The sequence below is a fragment of the Paenibacillus sp. Soil766 genome (assembly GCF_001428105.1).
In the GTDB taxonomy this organism is placed as follows: domain Bacteria; phylum Bacillota; class Bacilli; order Paenibacillales; family NBRC-103111; genus Paenibacillus_E.
Genome location: NZ_LMSJ01000009.1, coordinates 79,654 through 92,406, shown reverse-complemented (window position 1 = coordinate 92,406; position 12,753 = coordinate 79,654). Strand labels below are relative to the sequence as shown.

At 45.4% G+C, this 12,753-nt stretch carries 11 protein-coding genes; 3 read left to right on the top strand and 8 right to left on the bottom strand.

Annotated elements, in window-relative coordinates; genetic code table 11:
• The first annotated feature begins 104 nt into the window (after positions 1–104).
• Positions 105–1,502, top strand: coding sequence for a lysine 2,3-aminomutase (gene ablA, locus ASG89_RS07995; RefSeq protein WP_157276563.1), 1,398 nt, complete (start codon positions 105–107; stop codon positions 1,500–1,502).
• 436 nt (positions 1,503–1,938) lie between these two features.
• Here the strand turns inward: ablA and ASG89_RS07990 are convergent, their stop codons facing one another.
• From ASG89_RS07990 to ASG89_RS07970, 5 genes are read right to left on the bottom strand one after another with little or no spacing between them, the layout of a single operon-like run.
• Positions 1,939–3,228, bottom strand: coding sequence for a peptidase (locus ASG89_RS07990; RefSeq protein ID WP_414813251.1), 1,290 nt, complete (start codon positions 3,226–3,228; stop codon positions 1,939–1,941).
• 34 nt (positions 3,229–3,262) lie between these two features.
• Positions 3,263–3,925, bottom strand: coding sequence for a 3-oxoacid CoA-transferase subunit B (locus ASG89_RS07985; RefSeq protein ID WP_057310068.1), 663 nt, complete (start codon positions 3,923–3,925; stop codon positions 3,263–3,265).
• Positions 3,892–4,626, bottom strand: coding sequence for a CoA transferase subunit A (locus ASG89_RS07980; RefSeq protein ID WP_414813250.1), 735 nt, complete (start codon positions 4,624–4,626; stop codon positions 3,892–3,894). The genes ASG89_RS07985 and ASG89_RS07980 overlap by 34 nt, the downstream gene beginning before the upstream one ends.
• Positions 4,623–5,975 (bottom strand): aspartate aminotransferase family protein, encoded by a 1,353-nt coding sequence (locus ASG89_RS07975; RefSeq protein ID WP_057310066.1) that lies wholly within the window; start codon positions 5,973–5,975, stop codon positions 4,623–4,625. The genes ASG89_RS07980 and ASG89_RS07975 overlap by 4 nt, the downstream gene beginning before the upstream one ends.
• A gap of 32 nt (positions 5,976–6,007) precedes the next feature.
• Positions 6,008–6,271 carry a YokU family protein gene (locus ASG89_RS07970; protein ID WP_056621642.1) on the bottom strand — a complete coding sequence of 88 codons (264 nt, stop codon included), beginning with the start codon at positions 6,269–6,271 and terminating at the stop codon, positions 6,008–6,010.
• A 185-nt stretch (positions 6,272–6,456) separates the two neighbouring features.
• Between ASG89_RS07970 and ablB the strand changes: the two genes are divergently transcribed.
• A complete protein-coding gene (ablB, locus tag ASG89_RS07965; RefSeq protein WP_082592875.1) occupies positions 6,457–7,314 on the top strand; it encodes a putative beta-lysine N-acetyltransferase in 858 nt (285 codons plus the stop codon).
• A 34-nt stretch (positions 7,315–7,348) separates the two neighbouring features.
• Here the strand turns inward: ablB and rpoN are convergent, their stop codons facing one another.
• Positions 7,349–8,674, bottom strand: coding sequence for an RNA polymerase factor sigma-54 (rpoN, locus tag ASG89_RS07960; RefSeq protein WP_057310065.1), 1,326 nt, complete (start codon positions 8,672–8,674; stop codon positions 7,349–7,351).
• 456 nt (positions 8,675–9,130) lie between these two features.
• Here rpoN and ASG89_RS07955 point away from each other — a divergent pair, with 456 nt between their 5' ends.
• The gene (locus ASG89_RS07955) at positions 9,131–10,168 is read left to right on the top strand and encodes a stalk domain-containing protein (RefSeq protein WP_057310064.1); all 1,038 of its coding nucleotides are present in this window, start codon (positions 9,131–9,133) and stop codon (positions 10,166–10,168) included.
• 333 nt (positions 10,169–10,501) lie between these two features.
• On the opposite strand, the gene ASG89_RS07950 is transcribed toward ASG89_RS07955, so the two are convergent.
• Both ASG89_RS07950 and ASG89_RS07945 read right to left on the bottom strand, forming a co-directional pair.
• On the bottom strand, positions 10,502–11,710 hold the full coding sequence (locus ASG89_RS07950) for a GTP-binding protein (protein ID WP_057310063.1): 1,209 nt from the start codon (positions 11,708–11,710) through the stop codon (positions 10,502–10,504).
• A 105-nt stretch (positions 11,711–11,815) separates the two neighbouring features.
• Positions 11,816–12,745, bottom strand: a complete 930-nt coding sequence (locus tag ASG89_RS07945) for a metal ABC transporter substrate-binding protein (RefSeq protein WP_057310062.1) — start codon at positions 12,743–12,745, stop codon at positions 11,816–11,818.
• Positions 12,746–12,753: the final 8 nt, after the last annotated feature.

The following is a 12,753-nucleotide window of genomic DNA, read 5'->3' as shown; positions in this document are numbered from 1 at the left end:
ATGACTCCTGTTGGGGTCTTTTTCTTTTTTATTGGAAAAAGTGAAATGTTGGCATCCTTCTTGCATCTTACTAATCGTGAGAAGACATCCATGTTGGAGGTGCAATGATGGAACGACGTGACTGGAAACAAGTTGAGCTATGGAAACATGTGACAGATGAGCAATGGAATGATTGGCTATGGCAGCTAACACATACCATTCGAACACTAGATGATCTGAAAAAGGTCGTGAATTTAACACCTGAGGAAGAAGAAGGCGTTCGCATTTCAACGCAAACCATTCCTTTAAATATTACGCCATACTATGCCTCTTTGATGAATCCCGATGATCCACGCTGCCCTATTCGTATGCAATCTGTTCCGATTTCCGCCGAATTATTGAAAACCAAATACGATCTTGAAGATCCCCTTTTCGAAGATGAAGATTCCCCTACACCTGGATTAACACATCGTTATCCTGATCGCGTACTGTTCTTGGTAACAAATCAATGTTCCATGTATTGCAGGTACTGCACACGTCGCCGTTTCTCAGGTCAGGTAGGCATGGGCGTTCCCAAGAAGCAGTTGGATGATGCGATTGCATACATTCGGAATACGCCAGAAGTACGTGATGTGCTGCTGTCTGGTGGAGATGGCTTATTAATTAACGACAATATTCTGGAGTATATCTTGAAAAATTTGCGGGCGATCCCCCATGTGGAAATCATCCGGATCGGCACTAGAGCGCCTGTTGTTTTCCCTCAGCGAATTACAGAGCATCTGTGCAATATCATTCGCAAGTACCACCCCGTCTGGTTGAATACACACTTTAATCATCCTTTGGAAATAACAGAAGAAGCGAAGAAGTCTTGCGAAATGCTTGCGAACGCTGGCGTTCCGCTTGGCAATCAATCCGTGATTCTCGCGGGCATCAACGATAGCACCTACATTATGAAGAAGCTCATGCATGAGCTGGTGAAAATACGTGTACGTCCCTATTACATTTATCAATGCGATTTATCCGAAGGCATCGGTCATTTCCGTGCACCAGTTTCCAAGGGACTTGAAATCATTGAATCTCTTCGCGGTCACACTTCAGGGTATGCCGTACCTACCTTTGTCGTTGATGCACCTGGCGGAGGCGGGAAAATCGCACTTCAACCAAACTATCTCATCTCACAAAGTCAGGATAAGGTGATTCTACGCAACTACGAAGGTGTTATCGTGGGTTACCCCGAGCCGAAAAACTATATACCCGGCCGTGCAGATGAATATTTCAACGAAATGTATGGCATCCAAAAACAGTCGGAAAGTACCGGCATTATCGCCCTCATGAAAGATGAAAAATTTAACTTAGTGCCAGAAAATTTGCGCCGAATTGGTAGACGGAAAACGTATCAGGAAACACCAGATCACCTGTCGTTGAAGGATCGACGTCCGATGAGGGATGAAATGAAGGACAAATTGATGAAATCTCAGCAGAAAGAGAAGAAAGGGAGCGCAGATGAGCAGCCGGTTGAATAGCTGGATTTTCTGCAGCTAAATTTGGTGAAAACTCTGCCATCGCGAGGTGGTATCTACGTATTCTGCAGGTGATTCAACGGAATGGTACTCGTCAGGCAAATAACTGGATTTCATGTAGGTAATTTGGCGAAAAAGCCCCACTTTAGATAAATAACTGGATTTTCTGTAGCTAATTTGGCTATATTCTCCTTAGAACGCCTCAAATTAGCTGAAATAACTGGAAATTTTCCAGTTAATCTCAGATTTGGCGGGAATGAATTGAAATTAGCTGTAGGTTTTCCATTTATTGTTGTATCATGGGCTAAACACCCCGCCTAGAACAGTTAAAATAGCAAATATACACAAAAAGCACCCAAATTGGGTGCTTTTTAATTCTGTAAAAGGTTATCTCCGATCCCAAACACCACGAACTTGCTATCGCATTACCTACCCTACCCTACCCTTCCATTCCCTCCCAACCACACCACTGAATGATGGTCAAGGCGATAATTTCCGCAGCCTCGAACACATGGTCCAGTACGATGTGCTCATTCGGATAATGGGCAACTTGTGTGATCCCCGGGCCGAAAACAATACAAGGCGTTTCACCGAGCTGGGTGAGCAATCCGCCGTCCGTCCCCCAGGGCGAGGCTGCTATCGTCGGCTCTTCCTGTTTAACCACACGGAATTGCTGTATAAGCACCTGCATGAAAGCATGTTCAGGATCGACGCTCCCTGGTACCCATTGTGCACCAAACCATTCCACCGTTGGTGGATGTGCTTCAAACCAAGGATCTTTCTCGCTCAGCCTCGCCATCCAGTGAAGCATTTCCTCCTTGGCACAATCAAGTGTTTCTTCCGGTGAGACACCCATGCGCCCCTCCAACTTAACCGTATCAGATACGGACGATGGCCAATTGCCTCCCTGGATAACGCCAATGTTAATAGGGATCGGGATTGGGTTATTGGCATACAATGGATCTGTGATCCGTGCATTTCGTTCTACTTCAAGCTCCCTAATATGCTGAATGACAGCGATGCTTTTCTCTATTGCGCTTACACCCTCATATCGTGTTCCACCATGAGCCGAACGCCCTTTGACCTCAATACGGAACCACATGGAGCCTTGTTGCTTTGGAAAAATGCCCATATTGGTAGGCTCGGGAATGAGAGCCGCATCGGCCTTATATCCTTTTAGAATGGCCGCTAGAGTCCCTGCTCCTCCGCTTTCTTCTTCAATGACACTTTCGAAAATAACATCACCTTTCAACTTTATTCCGATACTCTGAATAGCCTCGATCGCCAAAAGCAGTGAGACGTTCCCGCCTTTCATATCCGTTGCCCCGCGACCATACATCTTCCCATCAACTACATTGCCGCTAAATGGATCATCATGCCATTGCGCTCGATTTCCTTCAGGCACAACATCCATATGACCATTTAGTAAGAGAGAACGTCCACCTCCGACACCTTTCAAAACTCCAACCACATTCGGACTCCCTATAAAATGATTTCTAGGGGAACAAAAATACGAATGTGACGCGAGTGTCATACCGTCTGGTTCCCATAGATCAACGTCGAGCGATAGTTCCAGCAATTTGTCGGCGATGAGGAATTGCGCCCGCTGCTCATTTCCTTGTGTACTAGGCATCCTTACCAGCTTCTGTAGAAACGCTGTACTTTCCTCACGATGAAGACTTATCCATTCATGTATTTTCTTTTGCAGCTCAACATGCTCATTAGGCAAAGGATTTCCCTCCTTCAAGCCTTACACTGACTTATTAAGGGATGTACAAAATGGTTTCAGGAATAAGCAAGGCAGCTTCCGTATGTCGGACAACCTCATCTATCGTATAGGGCAGCATGACTTCTTTTAAAATCAAACCCTGCTCCGAAACCTCTATGACAGCCATTTCCGTTATAATCAATTTCACACAAGCCACCGCAGTTAAGGGCAAGTCACATTGTTTTTTCACCTTAGACTCGCCATTACGGTTCACATGGTTCATCAGAACGATGACTTTTTTGGCTTTTTGCGCAAGCTCCATCGCTCCTCCAATTCCAGCTACACGCTTCCCAGGTACGATCCAATTCGCGAGATCTCCTCGCTCACTCACCTCAAGAGCCCCAAGTATCGTAATATCGATACAGCCTCTTCGTATCATGGCAAAAGCAATCGCACTATCGCAGTAGGATGCACCTGGATGAATCGTGATGGGATATCCGCCAGCGTTGCACAGAAATGCATCTTCCTCTCCTTGAAGCGGCGCGCCACCAGCGCTCAATATCCCATTCTCTGCATGAAATACGACATGAATACCGTCCGGCACATAATCCGCAACCTTCGTCGGAATACCGATACCGAGATTGACAGCCATGCCGTTCTTCAACTCCTGAGCAGCCCGCTTTGCTATTCGGTTGCGGGTGTCTTTTCCCATACCCATTCCCAAGTCACCCCTCTGCTCAAGATCACCATATCTACGAAAATGCCTGGTGTGACAATACTTTCAGGGTCTAAGTCGCCGAGTGGTACAATCTCATCGACTTCGGCAATCGTTATTTTGCCAGCCATGGCAACGAGCGGATTCAGATTTCTACCGCTTTTATCGTAAACAAGGTTCCCAAACGGATCGGCTTTTTTCGCATGTACGATGGCAACATCCGCTGTCAGTGCTGGCTCTACCAGATATGTTTTCTCGTCGATGGTTACGGTGTCCTTCCCCTGCTCCATGATGGTTCCGATACCGACATCCACTAAGATCCCTCCTAAACCAACACCGCCGGCCCGAATTTTCTCACATAGTGTTCCTTGCGGATAAAAGACGACCTCCATGGTGCCCTGCTCCATCATTTGACCAGCGTTAGGATTAGAGCCGATATGAGAAGCGATGACTTTCTTCACTCGTCCTGCCGTGATTAAACGGCCAATACCGATGTGGGGAAATCCCGTATCATTTCCAATAATGGTTAAGTCCTCAACGCCTTTTTGGAGGATGCCCTCGACTAATGTTGGCGGTGTTCCGATTCCTCCAAACCCGCCGAACATCAATGTACAGCCATTAGATATCGTTTCAAGCGCATCATCCAAGCTTCTCACTTTGCCGTCGCCTTCGTTCTCACGTGAATTCTCACTTGGCACCATCATATCTCCTCCGATGTGGATGGGGTAATCTCCGCCATGACTTCCCGAATGGAATCAGATAATATCTGCACAAGTTGGTCCATTTCCGATTCGGAGATAATGAAAGGCGGTGCGATGATAATCGCATCCCCCTCCCCGTCGATCGCTCCAGCAGCCGGGTAAACAAGCAACCCTTTCTGAAAGGCATTCTCAATAATTCGCGATGCAACACGTAATCCTGGTGGAAATGTTTGTTTAGTAGTCCGATCCGCAACAAATTCGATCGCCAGCAGCAATCCTCTGCCTCTCACATCACCAATGATCTCAATCCCATCTGCCAATTGACGCAGTAGGTTCAATAAATAGACACCTTTAATTTCTGCTGCGCTGACTAACTGATGCATTTCGATATAGGTAAGAACCGCTAACGATACCGCAGCAGATTGCGGATTGGCGCTGTACGTATGGCCAGACATGATACTTTTACTCCCCTTCAGAATGGGCTCCATCACATGATCTTTGACAAGTGTTGCAGCCATCGGCGTATAGCCGGCGCTCATCCCTTTGCCCAATGCCATAAGATCGGGCTCAACCTCATCGTGCTGCATACCGAACATGGCTCCCGTTCGGGCAATTCCGGTCATGACCTCATCGGCGATAAATAAGATATCATACTGTTCGCAAATTGCTTTTATCCTCTTGTAATAGCCTTCTGGCGGTACAATCGCTCCCCCCGCAGCTCCGATGATCGGCTCCGCGATGAACGCGGCGATATGTTCTGCTCCGATCCGCTTAATCGCAGTTGCCAAATCGTCTGCACACGCTAATTGACAATTCCCTACGGTTTGCCCTAATGGACAACGGTAGCAATATGGGGGCATAACAACTGGGAAATCTTCCAATAAGGGGATGAATCTCCTTCTTCTCAGAACGTGACCTGACATCGAAAGTGCACCTAGCGTAATACCGTGATAGCTCATTCGCCTAGAAATTACTTTATTTTTACCAGGTCTCCCTTTCTCCTGCCAATGCTGGATAGCAATCTTCATCGCCGTTTCCGTAGCTTCTGATCCACTGTTCACAAAGAAGCTCCAATAATCGTTGCCAGGGGCAAGTTCGCTCAGTTTGGCTGCCAGTTTCTCAGCAGGCTCACTTGTAAACTGTGAACGGTACACGAAGGAAACCTTGTTCGCTTGCTCCATCATCGCATCGATGATTTCTTGTACTCCGTGCCCTAAGCCAGCTGTCACCGCTCCCGAGCAACCGTCGATATAGGCTTTGCCTTGCTCATCGTAGAGATACACGCCTTTCCCATATTGAATCGTGGGATAATGGTGATCCATAACTGGCTTGATCACATGCTCTCGCTTCATAAGGCACCCCCACAAATTTTGCGGCTAAGGTTCTATTTGAGAAACATATTCTTAACCCGCGGAGCCTTTAATAGATCTTCATAACGAAATGCTGTTCCAAGTGCAGAAACATCATGCCAATATAAGGTCTCTTCAATTTGTTGAGCAGTGCTCTCTAAGACATACGTACGGCAGTTGGCACATTCAAGCGCAGGAATGTCAAGTATTTGAACCGCAAGTCTCCCATCAGGCATAATCCAGTAGCAATCTTTCACACTTTCACGTATATCTTCCGTTTCACACCACATGCAATTCATATGCGTGCTACCTCCCTCATATGGTATAGAACATTCTTACGCCTAACGGGTACTCATGCAAAAAGGATGCCAACTTTCCTCACGGGGTATTTGTGCACTCCGTAGGCTCATTAGGCGGTAAAGCCGCAAAATTTTTGGCAGTTGTTAGATTTTTGCAGCAAATTGAGGGTTAAGGGGGATGCTGTATGCCAAGTGATCTGCCAACCTATACGAATCAAGTTGAGAACGGTACCGAGTATAGGATTATGTTTTGCCTTGATTTTACGAATAAAAGGCTGCGGGTGGATGACTATTCGGGAAAGATAGATGTCATTTATACGCGAGTAGTCGAAATAGCCAAAACACATGCTTTGACCAAGGTGTTTATCAAATCACGAGAAGTGGATTGGCAGTCTTTTTTATCGAAGGGATGTATGTTGGAAGGTATTTATAAAGGATATTTTAATGGAAACGATGCCTACTGTATGGCCATGTATGATGACCTCGCGCGTCGGACTAGCGACTACTGGCTTGAAGAAGATCAGATTCTTCAGCAAGTTCTTACTCTTCCGGTTAAGTTCGATCGTCCATTGATTCCCAGCAGTATGACGATGCGACTAGCTCGATTGGAGGATGCGGAACAGCTCTCCCTTCTGTACAGCCACATTTTCCAAACCTATCCGACACCGATGAATGATTCCATGTATGTAGAGAAAACGATGCGGGAAGGAACAATCTATTATCTCATCGAATTGCAGGATCAACTCATAAGCGCCGCTTCCGCAGAGATCAATTCGGTCTACGCGAATGCTGAAATGACGGATTGTGCTACGCTCCCGGCTTATCGTAATCAAGGTCTCATGCGACTGCTGATACATGCTTTGGAAGATGAATTGATTGCGCGGCAAGTTACTTGCGCTTATTCTTTATCAAGGGCTCTTTCTTTCAGTATGAATGCAGTGTTCTACCAACTGGGGTACCGATATTACGGCAGACTTACGAAAAATTGTGATATTTATGATAAATTTGAGGACATGAACTTGTGGACCAAATCATTGAAGTGATGTACTGCCGAATACGCTCGCTCCTCCCTTCCAACTATATGCGTTTCCTTCTCACAGAAGAAGAAATACCGAGTTCTTCCCGATACTTGGTTATGGTGCGACGCGAAATGGAGATGCCCTCCCCCCTCATCAGATCAGCCAGCTTTTGATCGGAATATGGTTTTTTGGGGTTTTCGTCACTAATCCATGCCTTGATTTTCGATTTCACATGTTCTGATGAAGCCGAATCCCCTAAATCCATTTGCAGCCCAGAGGGAAAGAAGTATTTCAATTCGAAGATACCCCAGGGGGTTTGAGCGTATTTCCCAGTTGTAGCGCGACTTACCGTTGATTCATGTACACCTAATTTATCAGCAATCTGCTTTAAGGTCATTGGCTTAAGATAAACGGCTCCATGCCAGAAAAAATCATTTTGTTCCTCAACAATCGCTTGCACTACACGGACTATCGTTCTTCGTCTTTGCTCCAAGCACTTCAGGAAGAACTTCGCGGCATGTAATTTACCAGAGAGAAACCTAGTTAACTCGTTATTGTCACTAGTCGTTATGACCATTCGTTCATAATAACCATTAAGCGAAAGTCGCGGCGAAGCTGTTTGAAGTAGCCGTACTATGAGCTGTTCACCTGCTTTTTCAATAATGACTTCCGGAATGATATAATGAACCGCTTCTATATGAAAGGCTGCGCCGGGTCTGGGATTCAGCCCTTTGATTACATCGATCGCAGACTGAATTTCTTGTGTAGATACCTTCAGCATCGTCGTTAATTTGTGAATGTGGAAATTCGCAATATCGTTCAAATGATTTTGAATTAATAAAGAGACTAATGGAAAGGAATCTGCCATCGACTGGACTTGAAGAAGCAAACATTCCCTCAAATCCCGTGCCCCTACGCCGCATGGTTCACAACTTTGCAAGATTTTTAAAGCACGCTCTACTTGAGAAAGCTCGATTTTACACACCTCAGAAATTTCAGGCAAGGGGGATCTCAAATAGCCATTACGGTCTAGATTTCCAACCATAAATAAGACCGTCTGTCGAATGGGTGGCGGTATTTTTTTGATAAAACCTAATTGCTCCTTTAAGTGCCTCTCTAGGGATACCTCATTCGATGTCACGTGAAGTAAAGGGTCATAGTTGTCATCAGTTCTTCTAGCTACTTGGAAAAATGTTGGCGTGTGGTAGTCAGCGTCCCATGTATTGCCGGCTATTTCCAATACCGGGTTTTCAGTTACCTCTTGGTGAATAACTTCCATCAATTCCGGTGTCGAGAGCTTGAGGATCGTAATCGCTTTACGTAGTTGAGGTGTTATCCGCATCTTCGCAGTTTGCTGTTGGAACATGCCGTAGCCTGGGCGCATGTACATCACCCCTTTTCCTTATTGTTTCTATATGTATTCATGAAGGATTACTTTTAACCAAATCTGTGTATATTGTTGGAGGAGAGCGGACATACTATTTTATGACGGTGACGCAGTGGTGAGGTGTTGTGTCGCAGACAATTTACACAAGGGAATTTGTTATTGAATCCATATGGAGGCGAGGAGATGTGCCGCATACAACTTACTGTAGTATCAGTACTGCAATGATGTGATGAGGTAGTTACCGAGCGAAGTAAGGTTCAAGGCAAGAGCTCCATCAATTAACGCACCGTCGAAGAGGCTGTCCGATAAGTAGATTCGTCTACTTTAGGGCAGTCTTCTTTATTATTACATGCTGAATAAGTGAATCCCCCATCTCTCCACCTCATACGGACACAAGGAAATCTTGCTTAACGAAATATATAGGCATTAACAGAAAGTATGAGGACTACAAACATGAGGATTAGAAATCAGCTCTATCGAGGTGCCTCTATTGCATTACTGAGTACGATGCTGCTCCATGCAACAGCTGTAAAGGCAGTGGAGAATGCACCGCCTACTGTATATTTGGACGGTCTTCAGCTGTCCTTTCAAACATCTCCTGTTATAGAAGAGGGTTTCAGCCTCGTGCCTATGCGAGCTCTATTTGAGGCGGAAGGCGCTACAATTACATGGAATGAGAACACGCGAACAGTGACAGCTCTGAAAGAAGGAACCACGGTAAGTTATCACATCGGAGACAAATTTGCTTATTTAAATAAAGATCGGTTAGAACTGCCCATACCTGGTAAAATTATTGAAGGCTTTACGATGATGCCACTGCGATTTATTAGTGAATCACTAGGTAACCTTGTAAAATGGCATGACTACTCTCGCTCAATTACAATTTCATCTGTTCACGACTATGAAAGTACGATCCTATATGGTGTCAATTTACGCGACACACCAGTTAAAGATAATGATACCCACATTATTCGTATGCTTGCGAAAACTGAAAAAATCCACGTCATTCGCGAAGTCAACTCGGATTGGTTAGAGGTGCAAGTACAAGACGGTACAATAGGTTTCATCTCCTCTGCCCCGATGTATTCGGATTACACGAACACGTCGATAGAGGCGAAGCAAGCAGATGCTTTAATTACCTTCGGGTCTAAATTTGTTGGAACACCTTACGAGTTCGGTGCTGCTCCAGGGCAAACGCATACATTCGATTGCTCATCTTTCGTTCAATACGTTTTTGACAACATATTGTCCATAGATTTGCCACGAGTTTCTTATGACCAAGCACGGCAAGGGAAAGAAGTTGGGATTGACGACATTCGCAAAGGGGATCTCCTCTTTTTCACGGCACGCGGGCTCGATATCGGTCATGTAGGTATTTATGCAGGCAATGGTCGGATCCTTCAAACGTATTCCAAAGAGCTAGGTGTTCACATCACAGCATTCGACGAGAAGTGGAAGAAGCGATTTGTTACGGCAAGGAGACTGTTTTAACAAATACTGTTCCCAAAGCAGGCGAAGCCGCCGCTAGGGCAGCGATACTGAGGTAATAGCGCCCTTTTGGGGCGCTATTGGCTGTTCGTGTGCTGCCACGCATGCCTATAAGGCCCTTTTCGGGCCTTAAGTCGGGCGAAGCCGCCGCTAGGGCAGCGATACTGAGGTAATAGCGCCCTTTTGGGGCGCTATTGGTTGTTCACGTGCTGCCGCGGATCGCCCTTTTCGGGCCTTAAAGCCGGGAGTCAGGACGATAAGCTTGCAACGCATCTTCCAGTGCCGCTCAGCCCAAACCACCTTTTGTATAGTGCTGTATAACACAGCTCAATTGAACTATAGGACACAGACTTCCTCGAGTTCCATGATGATATTAGGCAGCTCATCGCGGAACTCCTTCCAATCTCCTAGCATCTCAGCATCTGTCAATAAACATGCATCAAGGGATGTCATAATTTCATCACGATCCATATCAATGCCAATGAAAACGATTTGATTGATTCGATCCCCATAAGTGTCATCCCAATGTGTGAGTGCATCGGCATCCTCTTCCAGAACAGCTATTCTTTCCTCTTCAGGAAGCGCTGCAATCCAATAGCCAGAAGGACCAAAACGGATAGACGGCCCCGCTTGGCTGAGGCTTTGAGCGTAATGTTGGCGCGTTGCCAACCACATAATCCCTTTGGATCTGACGATTTCTGCTGGCCAGTCTGCCATCCAAGACATTAGTCGCGACGGCTCAAAGGGGCGAGCTCTTTCATAAACGAAAGAAGAAATGCCGTATTCTTCCGTTTCAGGTGTGTGTGATCCTTTCTCCAATTCTCGCATCCAACCAGGTGACGCACTAACTTCATCGAAGTTGAACAACTGTGTATTCATAATTTCAGCAGGATCTACCTGACCTTGTATTGAGCGAATAAACTTTGCCCTAGGTTGTAGTAGTCGGAGTACACTTTCTAACTCATTCAATTCCTCTGCCTCCAACTTATCACATTTATTCAAAATAAGAACATCACAAAATTCAATCTGATCGATCAACAGATCAACAACTTCTCGCGTGTCATGATCGCCAACAGCTTGACTTCGTTCGAGCAGCGTTTCTCCTGAGAAATAATCTGTCCAGAATCGGTAAGCATCCACAACGGTCACCATACAGTCCAATCGACACAGTTGGGAAAGATCAATACCTTGTTCTTCGTCCGAATAGGTGAAGGTTTGAGCAACAGGCAACGGTTCACCAACACCTGTAGATTCGATCAGAATATAATCAAATTTGTTTTCTTTGGCAAGCCGTTCAACTTCCTTCAACAGATCGTCGCGCAAGGTGCAGCATATGCAACCGTTGGACATTTCAATTAAACTTTCCTCTGTACGAGAGAGTCCATTGCCTTGTCTAATGAGATCCGCATCGATATTAACATCACTTAAATCATTCACAATCACGGCTACTTTCAAACCATTTCGATTATGTAGAATATGGTTCAACAAGGTTGTTTTTCCGGCTCCCAAATAACCGCTTAGTACTGTCACAGGTATTGTCTGCATAGACAATGCCCCCTTTCGATTAATCGTAAATTTTACGTATTTATCTCAAATAAAAAGCAAACTTAGGTTTGCATTACATCATCACATCAAGCTAACCATTCATTGTTATTCAACTAAGGCTTTCTTCAATGCTTGGAGATTGTTCGTCATGACACTTATGTAATCCAGGTTATTCTTCTTGTCTTCAGCTGTTAAACCTTCAAGTGGGTTAAGGACATCCGTATGGGCGTTGATTTCCTTGGCAATAGTTGTCGCAACCTTAGGATCCACTAACGTTTCAAAAAAGATCGTTTTCACTTGCTTCTCTCTCGCAAATTGAATGATATCCGCCATTTTGTCAGGAGCGGGCTCTTCTTCCGGGGAAAGACCAGCGATAGGAACTTGCGTTAATCCATATTCTTTGGCCAAATACCCAAATGCCGCATGTTGGGTTACGAACTCTTTATGTTTCACAGTTGCAAGCGTATTACGGAACGTTTCATCCAGCGCTTTGAGTTTAGCGATATACGTATCAGCGTTACTCCGATAATCATCCTTATGTGTGGGATCTACCGCTATCAGTCCTTGTGCGATCGCTTCTACTTCACGTTGAGCTAACGACGGGGATAACCAAACGTGAGGATCCAAATCATGACTATGACCTTCTCCCTCTTCCTCCTGTTCATGTAAACCTTCAATGAGATCAATGCCCTTACTCGCCTCAACGACAACACGCTTGGTATTCGCAGTGCTTTGCAAAGCCTGCTCTGCCCACCCTTCAACGATGCCATTGTAAATAAATACATCAGCTTCCTTCACTTTTTTCATATCCTTGGCACTCGGTTCCCAATCATGTGGCTCTGAACCCGCTGGTATTAACGCGATAACATTCGCATGCTCGCCAGCAACTTGTTTCGTGAATTCATACATCGGATAGAAGCTTGTCACGACATCAAGTTTACCATCGCTTGAGGCGGTGTTCGTTGCGCATCCTGTCATCAGCATGGTTGATAGGCCAGTAAGCATCAGTGATTTTGTAAGCCATAACGTTTTCATCTATTAAT

Coding starts and splice junctions, on each gene's coding strand:
- ASG89_RS07955 (WP_057310064.1), top strand. CDS start 9,131: ATGAGGATTAGAAATCAGCTCTATCGAGGTGCCTCTATTGCATTACTG.
- ASG89_RS07975 (WP_057310066.1), bottom strand. CDS start 5,975: ATGAAGCGAGAGCATGTGATCAAGCCAGTTATGGATCACCATTATCCC.
- ablB (WP_082592875.1), top strand. CDS start 6,457: ATGCCAAGTGATCTGCCAACCTATACGAATCAAGTTGAGAACGGTACC.
- ASG89_RS07970 (WP_056621642.1), bottom strand. CDS start 6,271: ATGAATTGCATGTGGTGTGAAACGGAAGATATACGTGAAAGTGTGAAA.
- ASG89_RS07980 (WP_414813250.1), bottom strand. CDS start 4,626: ATGATGGTGCCAAGTGAGAATTCACGTGAGAACGAAGGCGACGGCAAA.
- rpoN (WP_057310065.1), bottom strand. CDS start 8,674: ATGCGCCCAGGCTACGGCATGTTCCAACAGCAAACTGCGAAGATGCGG.
- ablA (WP_157276563.1), top strand. CDS start 105: ATGATGGAACGACGTGACTGGAAACAAGTTGAGCTATGGAAACATGTG.
- ASG89_RS07985 (WP_057310068.1), bottom strand. CDS start 3,925: ATGGGTATGGGAAAAGACACCCGCAACCGAATAGCAAAGCGGGCTGCT.
- ASG89_RS07945 (WP_057310062.1), bottom strand. CDS start 12,745: ATGAAAACGTTATGGCTTACAAAATCACTGATGCTTACTGGCCTATCA.
- ASG89_RS07950 (WP_057310063.1), bottom strand. CDS start 11,710: ATGCAGACAATACCTGTGACAGTACTAAGCGGTTATTTGGGAGCCGGA.